General features: G+C 57.1%; 14 protein-coding genes, 1 other RNA gene and 1 riboswitch. Of the genes, 10 read left to right on the top strand and 5 right to left on the bottom strand.

Features of this window, described 5'->3' with window-relative positions; translation table 11 throughout:
* Positions 1-153: 153 nt before the first annotated feature.
* Positions 154-1917 carry a DNA polymerase III subunit gamma/tau gene (locus ACXADZ_RS15340; protein ID WP_171670498.1) on the bottom strand — a complete coding sequence of 588 codons (1764 nt, stop codon included), beginning with the start codon at positions 1915-1917 and terminating at the stop codon, positions 154-156.
* Positions 1918-2089: 172 nt separating this feature from the next.
* Between ACXADZ_RS15340 and ACXADZ_RS15335 the strand changes: the two genes are divergently transcribed.
* Positions 2090-2590 (top strand): protein-tyrosine phosphatase family protein, encoded by a 501-nt coding sequence (locus tag ACXADZ_RS15335; protein WP_475197626.1) that lies wholly within the window; start codon positions 2090-2092, stop codon positions 2588-2590.
* 2 nt (positions 2591-2592) lie between these two features.
* On the opposite strand, the gene ACXADZ_RS15330 is transcribed toward ACXADZ_RS15335, so the two are convergent.
* Positions 2593-3000 carry a hypothetical protein gene (locus ACXADZ_RS15330; RefSeq protein WP_475197625.1) on the bottom strand — a complete coding sequence of 136 codons (408 nt, stop codon included), beginning with the start codon at positions 2998-3000 and terminating at the stop codon, positions 2593-2595.
* A gap of 91 nt (positions 3001-3091) precedes the next feature.
* Positions 3092-3312: riboswitch (cobalamin riboswitch) on the bottom strand.
* A gap of 130 nt (positions 3313-3442) precedes the next feature.
* On the opposite strand from ACXADZ_RS15330, the gene ACXADZ_RS15325 reads away from it, so the two are divergent.
* Positions 3443-4303, top strand: a complete 861-nt coding sequence (locus ACXADZ_RS15325) for an alpha/beta hydrolase family protein (protein ID WP_475197623.1) — start codon at positions 3443-3445, stop codon at positions 4301-4303.
* Between the two features lie 48 nt (positions 4304-4351).
* Here the strand turns inward: ACXADZ_RS15325 and ffs are convergent.
* Positions 4352-4450: signal recognition particle sRNA small type (gene ffs, locus ACXADZ_RS15320), an RNA gene on the bottom strand.
* A 39-nt stretch (positions 4451-4489) separates the two neighbouring features.
* On the bottom strand, positions 4490-6358 hold the full coding sequence (locus ACXADZ_RS15315) for a bifunctional 2',3'-cyclic-nucleotide 2'-phosphodiesterase/3'-nucleotidase (RefSeq protein WP_475197621.1): 1869 nt from the start codon (positions 6356-6358) through the stop codon (positions 4490-4492).
* A 183-nt stretch (positions 6359-6541) separates the two neighbouring features.
* Here ACXADZ_RS15315 and nudC point away from each other — a divergent pair, with 183 nt between their 5' ends.
* The 3 genes from nudC to ACXADZ_RS15300 are packed head-to-tail and all read left to right on the top strand — an operon-like array spanning position 6542 to position 8624.
* Positions 6542-7525, top strand: coding sequence for an NAD(+) diphosphatase (gene nudC / locus ACXADZ_RS15310; RefSeq protein WP_171670508.1), 984 nt, complete (start codon positions 6542-6544; stop codon positions 7523-7525).
* Positions 7526-7562: 37 nt separating this feature from the next.
* The gene (locus ACXADZ_RS15305; RefSeq protein ID WP_171670510.1) at positions 7563-8030 is read left to right on the top strand and encodes an SRPBCC family protein; all 468 of its coding nucleotides are present in this window, start codon (positions 7563-7565) and stop codon (positions 8028-8030) included.
* 48 nt (positions 8031-8078) lie between these two features.
* Positions 8079-8624, top strand: coding sequence for a chloramphenicol phosphotransferase CPT family protein (locus ACXADZ_RS15300; RefSeq protein ID WP_475197619.1), 546 nt, complete (start codon positions 8079-8081; stop codon positions 8622-8624).
* Between the two features lies 1 nt (position 8625).
* Here ACXADZ_RS15300 and ACXADZ_RS15295 read toward each other — a convergent pair whose 3' ends face one another.
* Positions 8626-9459: a prephenate dehydratase gene (locus ACXADZ_RS15295; protein WP_475197618.1), complete on the bottom strand. Its 834-nt coding sequence runs from the start codon at positions 9457-9459 to the stop codon at positions 8626-8628.
* 120 nt (positions 9460-9579) lie between these two features.
* Here ACXADZ_RS15295 and ACXADZ_RS15290 point away from each other — a divergent pair, with 120 nt between their 5' ends.
* The 5 genes from ACXADZ_RS15290 to ACXADZ_RS15270 all read left to right on the top strand — a co-directional run bounded on the left by ACXADZ_RS15290 (position 9580) and on the right by ACXADZ_RS15270 (position 15944).
* Positions 9580-10092, top strand: coding sequence for a c-type cytochrome (locus ACXADZ_RS15290; protein ID WP_171096040.1), 513 nt, complete (start codon positions 9580-9582; stop codon positions 10090-10092).
* A 170-nt stretch (positions 10093-10262) separates the two neighbouring features.
* Entirely contained in the window at positions 10263-12167 is a 1905-nt protein-coding gene (locus ACXADZ_RS15285) for an extracellular solute-binding protein (RefSeq protein WP_475197616.1), read from the top strand.
* A gap of 1 nt (position 12168) precedes the next feature.
* Complete coding sequence (locus ACXADZ_RS15280; protein WP_475197615.1) at positions 12169-13263, top strand: microcin C ABC transporter permease YejB; 1095 nt, start codon at positions 12169-12171, stop codon at positions 13261-13263.
* Complete coding sequence (locus tag ACXADZ_RS15275) at positions 13264-14370, top strand: ABC transporter permease (RefSeq protein ID WP_171095968.1); 1107 nt, start codon at positions 13264-13266, stop codon at positions 14368-14370.
* Positions 14367-15944 (top strand): ABC transporter ATP-binding protein, encoded by a 1578-nt coding sequence (locus ACXADZ_RS15270; protein ID WP_475197614.1) that lies wholly within the window; start codon positions 14367-14369, stop codon positions 15942-15944. Before ACXADZ_RS15275 ends, ACXADZ_RS15270 begins: the two co-directional genes overlap by 4 nt.
* Positions 15945-15946 lie beyond the last annotated feature (2 nt).

Here is a 15946-nt window from a genome sequence, read left to right as displayed (position 1 = left end):
AGGTGAGGTCTTTGGAAACGCGCCTCCCTTTGTCGCGCAGTGGCAGGTTGCGCGTTATGTGAAGGCAAGGATTGGGTTTGCCGCACGGGCTTTGCCGAGACTTAGATTTTGGAACCGGGTGATCACGGTAACCTCAATAGACGCGTCACCGGCTCAATCCTCTTCGAACGGGTCCCACTCATCCTCGACTTCGGGCAGCGCCTCGGTCTCGACTTGGGCGGCGCGCTGTTCCGGTGTCTCGATCTTTGTGATCCTGGCCTTGGGAAATTGAGCCAGTACAGCCTGAACCAGCGGGTGTTGTTCGGCTTCGGCTTTCAAAGCCAGTTCGGCCTTGTCCCGAATTTCAGCAATTGTCGGCGCATCCCCGTTCGAGACGATCGAGACAGCCCACCGGTTTCCGGTCCAGCGTTGCAGGGCCGAACCCAGCCTGGGCGCAAGGTCTGTCGGTGCCTGCGTGGCTGGGGTGAACTCGATCCGACCGGGCTGATAAGACACAAGTCGCACGCCGTTTTCCACTTCGACCAGCAGTTTTACGTCGCGGTTGGCGCGGATCAGTTCGACCACGTGATCAAAAGTCGGGAACCGGGCGAGAGCCGTCTGCACATCCTGAGCCAATGCAGCAACTGGCGCGCCGCTTGGGCCGCGAGGGGTCGAAACGTAGGAAGGTGCCGGGGCCGCGCTGGCCCGCGCTGGCATTGCACCCTGCCGGGGGGCTGATACTCCGCCATTCGGCCCACCAGTTGGAGGCGTTGGAGTGTCCTGCAGCCGTTTGATCAGTTCTTCAGGGCTGGGCAGATCAGCAACATGGGTCAGGCGGATAACGGCCATCTCAGCGGCCATCATGGCATTGGGCGCGGCCGAGACTTCTTCGAGCGCTTTCAGCAACATCTGCCACATCCGAGTCAGGACACGCATCGGCAGCGCCTCGGCCATGTGCTGGCCACGGCTCCGTTCGTCAGGCGAAACAGTTGGATCTTCGGCAGCGTCGGGCGTAATTTTAACGACGGACACCCAATGTGTGATTTCGGCCAGATCGCGTAAGACGGCCAGAGGGTCTGCGCCCTCAGCGTATTGCCCGCTGAGTTCCGTCAGCGCACCCGCTGCGTCGCCCCGCAGGATCATGTCCATCAGGTCCAGAACGCGGCCACGGTCCGCAAGGCCCAGCATTGCGCGGACCTGCTCGGCAGTGGTTTCACCCGCCCCGTGCGAAATCGCCTGATCCAGCAGCGAGGTTGCATCCCGTGCCGATCCTTCCGCGGCACGTGTGATCAGCGCCAGCGCGTCATCGGCGATTTGGGCATCTTCGGCGGTTGCGATCTTTTGCAGAAGCCCGATCATATCTTCGGGCTCGATCCGGCGCAGATCGAAGCGCTGACAGCGGGACAGAACCGTGACCGGCACTTTGCGGATTTCGGTTGTTGCGAAGATAAACTTCACATGTTCAGGCGGTTCCTCGAGCGTCTTGAGCAGCGCGTTGAAAGCGCTGGTCGAAAGCATGTGGACCTCGTCGATGATGTAGATCTTGTAACGCGCGCTGGCGGCGCGATAGCGGACACTGTCGATTATTTCGCGAATGTCATTCACACCGGTCCGGCTGGCGGCGTCCATCTCCATCACATCGACATGGCGGCCTTCCATGATCGCCACGCAATGTTCGCATTGCCCGCAAGGCTCGGTCGTCGGGCCGCCATTGCCGTCGGGGCCGATGCAGTTCATACCCTTGGCGATGATCCGCGCGGTGGTGGTTTTGCCGGTGCCGCGAATGCCGGTCATGATGAAAGCCTGCGCAATCCGGTCCGCTTCGAATGCGTTTTTCAGGGTGCGTACCATGGCATCCTGACCCACCAGATCGGCAAAGGTTTCCGGGCGATATTTGCGGGCGAGAACCTGATAGGCGGGGCTGGGCGTGTCGGTCATGTTTTCTCGGTCGGATTCGGTGCTTCGGCTCAGCGTAGTGGCCGCTGCCTTCCGCGTCCACCGCGAGGCGCGATGATTTTTGATTTAGATTCCGACCGGATTCGCACTAAGCTGTTCCAACAAAATTAAAGACTCATTTTTGTAAAGAGTTCCTGGTGGAGGACACACGTTCATGTCGCAGCTGGTTATCTATGCCCTGCAAGTCGCAGGAGGAACGCTGGCCCTGACGTCGATACCCGGACATGGCGGGGATTATGAGCCGGATCTGGATACGATTGCAGCGTGGAAGCCGGGGCTGGTGATTTCAATGACAACGGATGTCGAGATGCTTCAGCACGGGGCGCGGGATTTTGGCAGCGATATTCAAAGCCGCGCCAGCCGGTGGGTGCATCTGCCGATCGAAGACTTTGGCGCACCAACGGCGGCGGTTGAAGAGGCGTGGCCAGATGTCAGCGCCGCCGCCCGGCACGCCCTGGCTGGCGGAGGCCGGGTATTGGTGCATTGTCGGGGCGGCTGTGGCAGGTCGGGGATGGTTGTTCTGCGTCTGATGGTCGAGTGCGGCGAACGGGCTGACAAGGCGCTGGAGCGTCTGCGGTCGCTGCGCCCCTGTGCCGTGGAAACAGACGCGCAGCTGGCTTGGGCGGCCCGGGTTTCCCCGGCGCAGGTGGTGTGATCTCAGGCCGAAAGCTGTTCGGGTGCGTGTACGGTTTTCCGGGGCCGTAGCGTTGCAACCTCGATCATCGCGCATGGTGGGTTTGCAATGATGCCAGATGGCAGAGTGCGGAACGTGTTTCCAAAAATCAGATCAGCATAGAGGTTCAGGTCCTCAATTGCTGCGTTGGGCTGCGTGTCACAAAACACGCGAACACTGTCTGATTGTGCCTGGAAAATTGCCTGACACCCTTTTGTGCAATGTGAAAGCTCACTACTACCGTCAAACTCGAAGTCGTCGCCTGTGGCAGCCGAAGCTTGTATCATAGCCTCGGAGATCGAGCGCGCCAGCCGCGCCAGGGCGGGGCAGGTTTTGCCCGTCCGCTGACATACCGTTGCGCTGTATTCATGCGTCTTTGTCTTCCAGATCATCCTGCGCCCTCCGCGCGTGGTGGACAGAAGGATCGGGTCAGGTGGGACAGCGAAGTGCAGTCAGGACCTGCCCGGACACCCCGCCCGAGTTTCGGTTTCAGTTTCGATGGCAGGTCTCCTGACTTGCGGGTCATGGCTTTGCCGACCTTCCCAGCCCTCGGGGCCAGTGGCGTTTCGGCATTGCTCACCGCTTACAGTTGCGGGGGCAGTCGCGGCATTGGTTAGCGTCCGGATGACCAGACGGAACCGCACCGTGTTCCCTTTTCATCCCGACCCCTTGTGGGGGACAGGAACCATCACACAATCGCTAGCGTCTGATCCGGTTCCGAGTCAAGCGGATCTTTGGCCCCGACGTTTGGTCATGCTGGATGGGTGACAACTTCCCGCGTAGAGTTCCCATCATTGAAATAAGAAACTAGTTTTTGGCGCAGGATCAGGGATCATGTTGGATACAGAACAGACGGTATTAACCGAAGAGTTCCTCTTTCCGTCCGGGTCATCAACCCTTTCAGCGCGCCTGTACCGACCCTTGTCTGAACCCAGCACAGTGGTTGTGCTGAACAGTGCCACAGGCGTGCCACGCGACTATTATCGCCACTTCGCGCGTTGGCTGGCCGCCGAGCGCGGTATGGCGTGCCTAACCTATGATTACCGGGATTTCGGGCATTCTCTGACCGGTCGCATGAAGGATGCGCGTGCGACAATGGCGGATTGGGCCTTGATCGATATGCCAGCGGCGCGGGCGGAAATGCGCAGACGTTTTCCTGGTGCACAACAATGGACGATTGGTCATTCCGTAGGTGCCATGCTGGGACCCGTACAGCCCGATATCGACAAAACCGACCGGATGATTTGCGTGTGTTCTGGGCTTGTGACCCTGAACGATCACCCATGGCCCTACCGTGGATTGGCCGGGGTGTTCTGGTATGGGCACGCCCCATTGCTGGTCAAAGCGCTTGGGTATTTACCCGGAAAGGCAATCGGTTTTGGTGCGGATTTGCCGGAATCGGTCTACTGGCAATGGCGTAAATGGTGCACCGCTCCTTCGAGTTACGTGCCCGAGATCGGAGCCGGGTTGCCTGATGCGCGTTGGACAGAAACTGAAAAACCAGTGGATCTGTTTACTTTTGAAGATGACCAGATGGTCCCACCCGAGGCGGTATGGCGGCTTGCCGATCTCTATGGCCCCAAGGCCAAACGACATCTGCTGAAACCTGCTGATTTCGAGTTGTCTGAAGTTGGGCATATTGGGGCTTTTGCCCGTCGTAACGCGGCCCTTTGGCCACGCTTTGTCGACATCTGAACACGTTTTGGGTGAGACCGCGTATCACCAATTAGGTATGTGAGGGGAAAGTGAGAGGTTGGACATCGACCCAAGCGGGGCTCGTTGTGGCTGCTTCCTTCCGGACCTGACCAGGTTGGCGAGGCGCTCGCCCGCGCCAACCTCTCGACTCTGGATATAGGGAAGGCGAGGGCAAAAGACAACCCGTCAGAACGTCAGACGGATCCGCTCGAACCCGGCTTCATCAGGACTTAGCAATTGGGCGTTGAACATGCGCAGCTCATCCATGTGTTCAAGGGCACCGGGACCTGTTCGAAGCAAGGCATTTACGCCCGTTTGAGCTGTCAGTGTAAACGGATAGGGGTGCCGCGCTATTGGGTCGGGCGGAAGGCGACGAGACAGGTAATCCCGCGTCAGTTCCTTGATGTCGAGCGGTGGTAGGTTGATGCGTTGGGCCGCAGAGGCGGCAGGAAAATGTCCGCCTCCGCTGGCGCGGTAGTTGTTGCTGGCCAAGACAAATCTTTGCGCAGGTTGAACAGGTTGGCCACCGAATGTCAGATTGCGAATTCGTCTGTTGTCAAGATCGACCAACCGACCATCACTGTCGAAGCGCGCAGGTTGCGATGGATCGATTTGATAGGACAGGCCGAAGATGACGTCGAAATTGTAACCGGCACGTTCGGGGTTTACTAAGTCCGCTTCTGTATCATGTGACAGCTGGTTGAGCACGCTTGCCGACATTTCCAGCCAATCCAGCACGTCAGAGCCGGTGATCTGGATCGCGCGCAGTTCATTGGGAAACGGATACAGGTCTGCGACATGACGCAGGCATATTTCCCCCGCCGGGACATCTGTAAAATGCCGCGGGCCAGCGCGCCCACCGCATTTCCCAGGCGCCACGGCTGACAAAAGAGGTAACTCTTCCAAAGCGGAACCGTGCAAGAAAGAGCGCAAAGCGGCAGCCTGCGCCGCAGCAACCAGAGCCAAGCCGCGATCCGGTGCGCAAAAACTGAAATAGCTGTGCATGGATTCTGATACGCGCGCGACGGGTTTGGCAACCGCGCTACGTGTCTGACGATGGGCGTCGGTGAACAGACGCACTATATCCTGGTCTTCCTCGACCGCGATTCCGCTCGCGCAAACCGGGCGCAGGTCCACGCGACATTCTTCAATGTTTAATCCGCCATTCGGTTGCGGAGAAATAACAAGATCGATGACACCAAGATAAGATCCGGCCGACCCGGCCATGACAACCGGGGTTTCATGCACCAGCCCGTTTGCGTGATCGAGATATTGGGCGTTGGTATCGGTGCGACTCGGAAGGGTCAGATGCGTATGCCCGGCGACAATGGCGTCGATTCCGTCGATGGCGGCCAAGGGAATTATGGCATTCTCCATCCCTTCCACCGGCTCTGTTTGGCCCAGGCCGGAATGCGCCAGAGCAACGATAAGGTCACATCCTTCAGCGCGCAGTCGTTTTGACAGGTCGCCTGCCGAGGGCAGGATGTCTTCGGCTGTGACCTCTCCGTTCAGGTGATGCTCTTCCCAGCGGGTGGTTTGAGGCGGAAGAACGGATATCAAGCCGATGCGAAGGGGTATATCTTTGCCACCCAATGGCACGGTGCGGTCCAATATCGCAAATCCCTGCCATGCTTGCAGGCTACCCGATCGATGCAGGTTGCTGCACAGGACCGGGCAAGGGGCTTGCGAGATGATATTGTCCAATACCGGCAGCCCAAAACCAAAATCATGGTTGCCGAGACCTATGGCGTCGTACTCCAGCGCCGCAAAGGCTTGCATGACCGGATGCGGCACGTCGTTCTGGGCCGCCCACTCGCCCAACGGCGTGCCCTGAATTGCATCCCCATTGTCCACCAACAGAACCAAAGCATCCCTTGCTTCTTGGCGGGCTTTGCGGATCAGGCTGGCGGTGCGCGTCAATCCTAGCGTCGGGTCAGGAGTATCCGTGTAATAGTCAAAACCTGTCAGGTTCATATGCAGGTCGGTTGTTGCCAGAATACGCACATGCCCACGGTTTTTTTCGGAGGGCACCTGCGTCGAAGGGTTTTGCTTCACTTTGAATGGTCTGCTTTTGAATAGGGTTATTGATTAATTCTTACAAAGCGTAACCTAAATGATTTTTCCGGGGCCGCCATGCGGCTTTTCAGCGGCAGACATGCGTGTTGCGCGTGTTTGAATTGCCATTGCAACACGGTCTGAGACATGGCAGCCCTGTGCCAGGGACCAAAAGGAATTCCAATGAAAAACGCAGAGCAGGTGACCTTTGGCGGCTCGGGTCTGGATCGGGCGGCCCATATGCGCGGAAATGCCGAAACGTTGACGGCGGCGCAAAGCCACCCGGCGGCGGCGTGCATGATGATCTGGCGCGGTAAAGTTCTGGTTACGGGCCAAGGGCTGGATCAGCTTGCTCTGCTTCCAATGACGCACTCGCTGGTCAGCGCGGGACCTGGCGGGGTCATTGAGGCTCCTGTTTTTTTGGGCCTTTCCGCTGAAGACACGCCATTGTTCGCGGTGGATATCTCGGCCTGGACCGCAGAAGGTCTGGACCTGACCGGTCTGGGAGAGTTCGTGGACAAATCCGAGCAGCAGCACCCGGATTTGCCAGAGGGATATGTGTTTGCTGAATTGCGCCGGATCATGACGCGATTGTCGCCGCGCGATGCCGAATTGGCGGCCACGGCCAAAGCCGTTATCGGCTGGCACGAAACGCATCGGTTTTGCGCGCGCTGTGGGGCTGCCAGCGAGATGTCTCAGGGCGGTTGGCAACGCAGTTGCCCGTCATGCGGTGGGCAACATTTCCCGCGCACCGACCCGGTTGTGATCATGCTGATCACACATGGTGACAGTGTGTTGATGGGCCGGTCTCCGGGCTGGCCCGAGGGTATGTTTTCGCTATTGGCGGGATTTGTCGAACCCGGAGAAACGCTGGAAGCTGCGGTGCGCCGCGAGGTGATGGAAGAAGCGGGCGTTCCGGTCGGAAACGTATCCTATCTGTCCAGTCAACCCTGGCCATTCCCGGCTTCGCTGATGTTTGGCTGCGCGGGCGAGGCACTGGCGCGTGACATCGTGATTGATCCCGTTGAGATTGAAGAGGCGATGTGGGTCAGCAAATCCGAGATGATGCAGGCATTTGCCGGGGATCATCCAAGCCTTTTGCCCGCCCGCAAGGGTGCAATTGCACATTTTCTGCTTGAGAACTGGCTTGCGGATACGCTGGACTGACGAAATATTGGCGCGGCCATAAACATCAAAGGGTATCATGCAGTTTTCAGCCCGTGAGGATATCGAAGCCCCCATTAACGCAGTGTTCGACATGGTGTCGGATTTCGGACGGTTCGAACGTATGGCCATGCGCCGGGGAATCGACGTACGGCGCTTGGGGTCCGAAGCGGTCTTTGTTGCCGGGACTGAGTGGCAGACAGAGTTCAAGCTGCGCGGCAAGCTGCGCCAAATGTCGGTGGTGATGACGGATTTTGACCGGCCTTCGCAAATGCGATTTGAAGCGTCCAGCAAGGGCATGACCGGTCTGACCAGTGTTGATTTTCTGGCCCTGTCGCCGCGTAGAACGCGCCTGAGCCTTGAGATGTCACTGGCGGCCAAAACCCTGCCTGCACGTCTGTTGTTGCAATCGGTGAAACTGGGTCAGACCCGATTCCGCAAACAACTGCAATCCCGGCTGAGTGAGTTTGCACGCGAGTTGGAGCAGCGGCATCTGCACGGTGCATAAAAAAGCCGCCGCTTTGTTCCTTGGGTTGATTGGTCAGACGAGGTTTGGATGTCGCACATCATCTTTCTGCACGGTGCATCAAGCAGCGGAAAATCCACCTTGGCAAAAGCTCTGCAACAAAGGATCGAACTGCCGTTCTGGCATGTCTCCATAGATCACTTACGCGAGCCCGGGGTTCTTCCGCTGGTGCGCTACAGCAGCGAAGAATTTGATTGGCGCACTGACAGATCCGCTGTTTTCGACGGGTTTCATCGGTCGCTCGCCGCCTATGCAGCAGCGGGCAACAATCTGATTTTGGAACACATTCTGGATACGCCGGGTTGGGTTGAAGACCTGCACAGGCTGCTTCATCCTTTTGATGTGCTGTTTGTTGCGGTTCACTGTCCACTTGCCGAGTTGAAGACGCGTGAACGTTCGCGCGGCGATCGTCCGATCGGCAGCGCCGCGCGCGATCACGCGGTCATACACAGTGGTCGGGTCTACGATATCGAGGTCCAATCGACCGAAGATCCGGAGGTCAACGTGGAAACGATCCTTAAGGCGTGGCGCAGCAACCTGCGCCAATCTGAATTCGCCCAACCTAAGGAAGAGTAGCCTAGCCGCGGGGCTGCGCTGCCGGATAGACGCCCAGGATTTCCACATTGGTTGTGAAGTGTTCCAACTCGTCCATGGCCAACCGAACGTTCCGGTCATCCGGATGACCAACGATATCTGCATAAAACTGCGTCGCAGTGAACGACCCGTCAACCATGTAGCTTTCCAGCTTGGTCATGTTGATGCCGTTGGTGGCAAAGCCGCCCATCGCCTTGTACAGCGCCGCAGGGATGTTGCGGACCTGAAACACAAAGCTGGTGATCATTCCATGTTCTCCGCGACGCGCCAGGTCGGCCTGTCGAGACATCACAAGGAAACGGGTCGTGTTGTCGTCGCTGTCCTCGATGTGGCGGGCCAGCACATTCAGGTTGTAGATCTCACCAGCCAACTCACTGGCCAGCGCCGCAGAGTGCAGGTCGCCCACCTCAGCCACTTCGCGCGCCGCGCGGGCGTTGTCGGGGCTGACGCGTCCGCGAATGTCATGCTGTTTCAGAAATCCTGCGCATTGCGGCAGCAGCACAAGATGGGAATGTGCCTCGGTAATGTCTTCCAGTTTTGCGCCGGGGACGCCCAACAGGTTGATATGTACCCGCACAAATGCTTCGTCGATGATATGCAAGCCACTATGAGGCAACAGCCGGTGAATATCGGCGACTCGTCCGTAGGTCGTGTTTTCAACCGGCAGCATCGCCAGATCCGCCGCACCTGAACGAACCGATTCGATCACATCTTCGAAAGTCCGGCAGGGCAGGGCCTCCATTTCGGGCCGTGCGTTCCGACATGCTTCGTGGCTATAGGCGCCTGGTTCGCCCTGAAATGCGATGCGATTGGTCATTTGGTCGATTCCATGCAACAAGTTCGCGATTTGGTCGTTTCGTCGCGGTGTCTATACCTTGCCTCTCGCAAGGGGAAGCCTTAGACAGCAGCCCAGACAGCTGAAATGGACTCGCGATCAATGTTCGACACGATGACAGTTACCAAGGCCGCCGCAGGCCTGTTCGGCACTTTCCTGGTGCTGCTTCTGGCCAAATGGGGGGCTGATGTCCTCTATTCTTCCGGTGGCCATGGCCACGCTGAGGCCGCCTACATTATCGAAACCGAAAGCTCGGGCGAAAGCGCTGATGGTGAAGAAGTGGTCTTTGAAGACCTGCTGGCCGCCGCTGACGTCGAAAAAGGTGCAAGAGTGTTCCGCAAATGCACTGCCTGCCACAAGCTGGAAGACGGCGCAAACGGTACTGGCCCGTACCTGTACGCTGTTGTGGACCGTCCTGTTGCGTCGGCTAAGGGCTTTACAGGCTACTCGGCCAGCATGCAGGCGCATGGCGGCAACTGGACGCCTGAGGCTTTGGATGCCTTCCTGGAACGCCCAAGCGCCTACATCTCGGGCACATCGATGAGCTTTGCGGGTCTGAAAAAGCCGCAGGATCGCGCAGATGTGATTGCTTACCTGCAGACAATCGGCAACTGATTGCCCGTCAGATCAAAGATTTCCAAGGCCGCTGCCCTGTGCAGCGGCTTTTTTTGTCTGAAGGAAACTTCACAAAGCGCTCACGCATTCTAAACTTGAAACTGTTAGCGTTGGCACTTTAGCTAGCGGTTACGACATTGGTGAAGACACTGACCGAGAGGACGAGCCACATGAAATCCCTGATGCCCGCTGCGCGTGATCTTAAATTACGGCCCTGGGCTAGCATATTGGGGCTGTGCACGGCTTTGATCGCTCCGCAAGTCGTGCAGGCTTTGGATGATGGTGTCACCAGCAGTCATGGGTATTCGTATTTTGGTAATCTGGACTATCCTGCTGATTACACGCATCTGAACTACGTGAACCCGGATGCTCCTAAAGGCGGTGAGCTATCTTTAGCTGCCTCGGGAACGTTCGATTCTCTCAATCCTTATTCTCGCAAGGGGCGCGCTGGCGCGCTGACGACACTGCAATATGATCGCCTTTTTGATAGTGCTGATGACAGTGTCGGTCAGTATTACGGAGTATTGGCAGAAAGTCTGGAGTATGATGCAGGGCGGAACTACGTTATCTTTCACCTGCGGCCCGAAGCAACCTTTTGGGATGGCACTCCGGTAACGGCGGAAGATGTCGTCTATAGCCATCGCCTGTTCATCGAACAGGGCTTGCCGTCGTACGCGCAGGCTGTGGGTCGTATGGTGACGGGGGCCGAAGCGCTGGATGAACATACGGTCAAGTTCTCGTTTAATCCCGAAGTAACCCGCCGCAGCCTGATCGAAACAGTCGGCGCGACCCCTGTATTTTCCAAAGCATGGTTCGAAGCGGATGAGTTCAGGCGTTTGGATGAACCGCGTCTGGAAGTTGCGGTTGGATCAGGTCCGTATAAGCTTGATAGCTACGACATCAATCGTCGGATCGTTTACAAGCGCCGTGATGATTATTGGGGCAAGGATCTGCCCTTCAATGTTGGTCGGAACAATTTCGACACAATCCGTGTCGAGTATTTCGCTGATCAGACCGCGGCGTTCGAAGGTTTCAAAGCCGGTGAGTACACGCTGCGTATCGAAAGCGACCCCAAGCTTTGGGCGACGGGGTATGATTTCCCGAAGCTGAACGAAGGCGTGGTCGTTCGCGATGAAATCGTGGATGGCAGCCCGCCGACCCCGTCGGGTTTTGTATTCAATCTGGGAAAACCGCAATTTGCAGACAAGAACGTCCGCAAAGCCCTTGCCTTAGCCTTTAATTTCGAATGGGCAAACGAGTCTTTGCTGTTCGGGCTGAATGCGCCGCGCAATTCCTTCATTCAAGGCACCCCGCTTGAGGCAAAAGGTCTGCCTGAAGGTGATGAGCTGGCGTTTTTGCAAGCGTTGGGTGACGTTGTGCCCGAAGACCTTCTGACAGAGCCCGCTGTCTTGGCCCACGAGTCAAACCCTGCGCGTTTGAACGATCGGAGAAATCTTCGCAAATCGGCGAAAATACTGGACGAGGCCGGTTGGCCTGTTGGTGATGGCAATGTGCGGCGCAATGCGGAAGGGCAGACATTGAAGGTGAATATCCCCTATCCTTCAAACCTGCCGACATCGACAGCAACCATGATCGAAACCTATGTTCAGAACTTGCAGTCTATTGGTGTGGACGCATCGGCTGAAAAGGTTGACCCGGCACAATACACCCTGCGCAGCCGTGAGCGGGACTACGATATGGTCTATTCCACACGCTACGGGTCATTCCTGTCCACTGGCGGCGGGTTAAGCCAGATGTATGGATCGGAAGAAGCTGCATTCAGCCTCTTTAATCCAGCGGGTTTGGCCAGCCCCCTGGTTGACGCAATCATTGAAGCGTCTTTTGAAACCGACAATCAGGCAGATCAGGACACGGCACTGACGGCGCTTGATCGCGCCTTGCGTTATGAGTTCTTTGTGGTCCCCGTGGGATTCATCGCTGATTACTGGACGGCCTATTACGATATGTACGAATACCCCGAAAACCTGCCGCCCTATTCGCTGGGTCATCTGGATTTGTGGTGGATCAATCCGGAAAAAGAGTCTGCATTGAAAGCGAAAGGCGCGCTGCGATAATATGGGCGCCTATATTTTAAGACGCTTGTTGCTGATCATTCCGACCCTTTTGGGCATCATGATCGTCAACTTCACGCTGGTACAATTCGTGCCGGGTGGACCGGTCGAACAGATCATCGCGCAGATCGAAGGTCAGGGGGACGTATTTGCCGGATTTGCGGGTGGAGGCGATGCTGGCGCAGGTTCTGAACCTGCAGGTGGTGTTTTCGATGATAAATATGTCGGTGCGCGCGGCCTGCCGCCCGAGTTCATTGCTGAGCTGGAAAAAGAATTCGGATTCGACAAACCGCCTCTGGAACGTTTCCTGATCATGATGGGCAACTATCTGACGTTAGACTTCGGGCAGAGCTATTTCCGTTCGATCAGCGTGATTGATCTGGTGCTTGAAAAGATGCCGGTTTCAATTTCATTGGGTCTGTGGTCGACCCTGATTGCTTATCTGGTTTCTATCCCGCTGGGCATTCGCAAAGCGATCAAAGATGGATCACAGTTCGATACCTGGACCAGCGGAGCGATCATCGTGGCCTATGCGATCCCGGGCTTTCTGTTTGCGATCCTCCTGCTGGTGCTGTTCGCGGGTGGGTCTTACTGGCAGATCTTCCCGCTGCGGGGTCTGACCTCGGACAACTGGGAGAGCCTCAGCCTCTTCGGCAAGATTGCGGACTATTTCTGGCACATTGCACTTCCAACAACAGCGCTCACGATCTCGGCCTTTGCGACGCTGACGCTGCTGACCAAGAACTCGTTTCTGGATGAAATCAAAAAGCAGTATGTCATGACGGCCCGTGCCAAAGGACTGAGCGAACGCAAAGTTCTTTATGGTCATGTCTTTAGAAACGCGATGCTGATCGTAATTGCCGGTTTTCCGGCGGTGTTTATCGGCGTGTTCTTCGGTGGTTCGATCATTATCGAGACCATCTTCTCGCTCGACGGTCTGGGCCGTCTGGGGTTCGAGGCCGCTGTGGCGCGGGACTATCCGGTGATTTTTGGCACCTTGTTCATCTTCGGCCTTATGGGGCTGGTTGTGGGGATCATCAGCGATCTGATGTATGTGCTGGTCGATCCACGCATCGATTTCGAAAAGCGGGAGGGGTAAATGGCACTCTCTCCTCTGAACCAGCGCCGCTGGAGCAACTTCTGCCGCAACAGGCGCGCGTTCTGGTCGTTGATCATCTTTTCGGTGTTGTTTGGCCTGTCCCTGTGCGCCGAGTTCATCGCAAATGACAAACCCATCCTCGTGAAGTACCGGGGTGATTTCTATACGCCCATCTTCAATTTCTATGCAGAAACCGAATTTGGTGGGGACTTCCAGACGGAAGCCATTTATCGCGATCCCGAGGTTCAATGCTTGATCGATAGCGGCGGACTGGAAGAGTGTTTCGACGATCCCGAAGGCATCATAGAACAAATCGACGCCGGGACTTTCCAGGCGGAAGGGTTCGAGCGCGGCTGGGCGCTTTGGCCGTTGATCCCATACTCCTTCAATACGTCGGTAGACCGACCGGGGGCCGCGCCCTTACCGCCGAACGGTCAGAACCTGTTGGGCACGGATGACACTAAACGCGATGTGCTGGCTCGCGTGATATACGGGTTCCGCTTGTCGATCCTGTTCACACTGCTTGTGACCGGTGCCGCCAGCCTGATCGGTATTTTCGCTGGTGCCATTCAAGGGTTCTTCGGCGGTTGGCTGGATCTGATCTTTCAGCGGATCATCGAGATCTGGTCAGCGACGCCTTCGTTATATGTGATCATCATCATGTTCGCTGTTCTGGGCCGAAGTTTCTGGCTGTTGGTTGCGCTGATGATCTTGTTCAGTTGGACCGGATTGGTCGGCGTGGTGCGCGCCGAGTTTCTGCGGGCGCGGAACCTTGAATATGTACGCGCCGCGCGTGCGCTGGGCGTCGGCAACATGACCATCATGTTCCGTCATATGCTGCCCAATGCAATGGTGGCCACCCTGACGTTCATGCCGTTCATTGTCACAGGAACCATCGGCGGCCTGGCTTCGCTGGATTATCTGGGCTTTGGTTTGCCATCTTCGGCACCGTCTTTGGGAGAGCTGACCTTGCAGGCAAAACAGAACCTGCAAGCCCCGTGGCTGGCTTTCACTGCCTTTTTCACCTTTGCCATCATGCTGTCGCTACTGGTCTTCATTTTCGAAGGCGTGCGGGATGCGTTTGATCCTAGAAAGACCTTCTCATGAGCTTGCTGGATGTGAACAACCTCAAGGTCTCGTTTCGGCAGGACGGTCAGGTCAGTGCCGCAGTCAAAGGCGTTTCCTTCACAGTAGATCGGGGCGAAACCGTTGCATTGGTGGGTGAATCCGGTTCAGGCAAATCCGTGACGGCTTTGTCGACAGTGTCACTGCTGGGTGACAGTGCACTGGTCGAAGGATCGGTGACCTATGATGGGCAAGAGTTGATCGGTGCGTCCGAGCAGCATCTTATGGATGTCCGTGGCAATGACATCAGCTTCATCTTTCAGGAGCCGATGACCTCGCTGAACCCGCTGCACACGATTCAGAAGCAAATGGCGGAATTGCTGGCGCTGCATCAGGGGGTGACCGGCGACGCGGCACGAGGTCGGATTTTGGAGCTGCTGACCAAAGTTGGTATCCGCGACCCTGAGGATAGGTTGGACAGCTATCCGCACCAGTTGTCTGGCGGACAACGGCAGCGGGTGATGATCGCGATGGCGCTGGCCAACAAACCGGACATCCTGATAGCCGACGAACCGACAACGGCGTTGGACGTGACCATTCAGGCGCAGATACTCGAGTTGTTGGCCGAATTGCAGAAATCCGAGAATATGGGGATGCTGTTCATCACCCACGATCTGGGAATCGTACGCCGGATTGCCGACCGTGTTTGTGTGATGAAGGATGGTGAGATTGTCGAAACCGGTGTCACGCAGGACATCTTTGACAACCCACAGCATCCCTATACCCGGAAACTCTTGGCCGCGGAACCTTCGGGTCAGCCCGAACCGGTTGCCTCAGACGCGGAAGAGGTCGCGCGCACCGATCACCTGAAGGTCTGGTTCCCAATCCAGCGCGGATTTCTGAAGCGTACCGTTGGCTATGTGAAGGCTGTGAATGACGCCACGTTTAGCGTGCGCGCGGGTGAGACTTTGGGAATCGTCGGCGAAAGCGGCTCGGGCAAGACCACGCTGGCGCTGGCGATCATGCGCCTCATTGCGTCCGAAGGCGGCATCACCTTCCGCGATCAGGATGTGCGAAGATGGTCTACCCGCGAATTGCGCAGGCTGCGCAAGGATATGCAGATCGTGTTTCAGGACCCGTTCGGCAGCCTTAGCCCACGCATGACCTGTCAGCAGATCATCGCGGAAGGTCTGGCCATTCACAACATTGACCCTCACCGCGCCCCGCGTGAGCTGGTCGCTGAGGTGATGACCGAAGTGGGACTGGATCCAGCGGCGATGGACCGGTATCCGCACGAGTTCTCAGGCGGACAGCGCCAGCGTATCGCCATTGCGCGCGCGATGGTTTTGCGGCCCAAACTGCTGGTACTGGACGAGCCGACCAGCGCGCTGGACATGACGGTGCAGGTTCAGATCGTTGATCTGCTGCGTGATCTGCAGAAGAAATACGGTCTGGCTTACCTGTTCATCAGCCATGACCTGAAAGTCGTACGGGCCATTTCGCACAACGTGATCGTCATGCGAAATGGGGATGTGGTGGAAATGGGTGCGGCCGAGGCATTGTTCGAAAACGCCCAGACCGACTATACCCGCGAGTTGATTGCAGCGGCGGGCTGACA

The sequence above is a fragment of the Ruegeria sp. ABM4_193 genome (assembly GCF_056158705.1).
This window is presented reverse-complemented; position numbering and strand designations above follow the sequence as displayed.

Excerpts from the sequence above, each read along its gene's own strand:
- ACXADZ_RS15340 (WP_171670498.1), bottom strand. The coding sequence starts at position 1,917 with ATGACCGACACGCCCAGCCCCGCCTATCAGGTTCTCGCCCGCAAATAT.
- ACXADZ_RS15335 (WP_475197626.1), top strand. The coding sequence starts at position 2,090 with ATGTCGCAGCTGGTTATCTATGCCCTGCAAGTCGCAGGAGGAACGCTG.
- ACXADZ_RS15330 (WP_475197625.1), bottom strand. The coding sequence starts at position 3,000 with ATGATCTGGAAGACAAAGACGCATGAATACAGCGCAACGGTATGTCAG.
- ACXADZ_RS15325 (WP_475197623.1), top strand. The coding sequence starts at position 3,443 with ATGTTGGATACAGAACAGACGGTATTAACCGAAGAGTTCCTCTTTCCG.
- nudC (WP_171670508.1), top strand. The coding sequence starts at position 6,542 with ATGAAAAACGCAGAGCAGGTGACCTTTGGCGGCTCGGGTCTGGATCGG.
- ACXADZ_RS15305 (WP_171670510.1), top strand. The coding sequence starts at position 7,563 with ATGCAGTTTTCAGCCCGTGAGGATATCGAAGCCCCCATTAACGCAGTG.
- ACXADZ_RS15300 (WP_475197619.1), top strand. The coding sequence starts at position 8,079 with ATGTCGCACATCATCTTTCTGCACGGTGCATCAAGCAGCGGAAAATCC.
- ACXADZ_RS15295 (WP_475197618.1), bottom strand. The coding sequence starts at position 9,459 with ATGACCAATCGCATCGCATTTCAGGGCGAACCAGGCGCCTATAGCCAC.
- ACXADZ_RS15290 (WP_171096040.1), top strand. The coding sequence starts at position 9,580 with ATGTTCGACACGATGACAGTTACCAAGGCCGCCGCAGGCCTGTTCGGC.
- ACXADZ_RS15285 (WP_475197616.1), top strand. The coding sequence starts at position 10,263 with ATGAAATCCCTGATGCCCGCTGCGCGTGATCTTAAATTACGGCCCTGG.
- ACXADZ_RS15280 (WP_475197615.1), top strand. The coding sequence starts at position 12,169 with ATGGGCGCCTATATTTTAAGACGCTTGTTGCTGATCATTCCGACCCTT.
- ACXADZ_RS15275 (WP_171095968.1), top strand. The coding sequence starts at position 13,264 with ATGGCACTCTCTCCTCTGAACCAGCGCCGCTGGAGCAACTTCTGCCGC.
- ACXADZ_RS15270 (WP_475197614.1), top strand. The coding sequence starts at position 14,367 with ATGAGCTTGCTGGATGTGAACAACCTCAAGGTCTCGTTTCGGCAGGAC.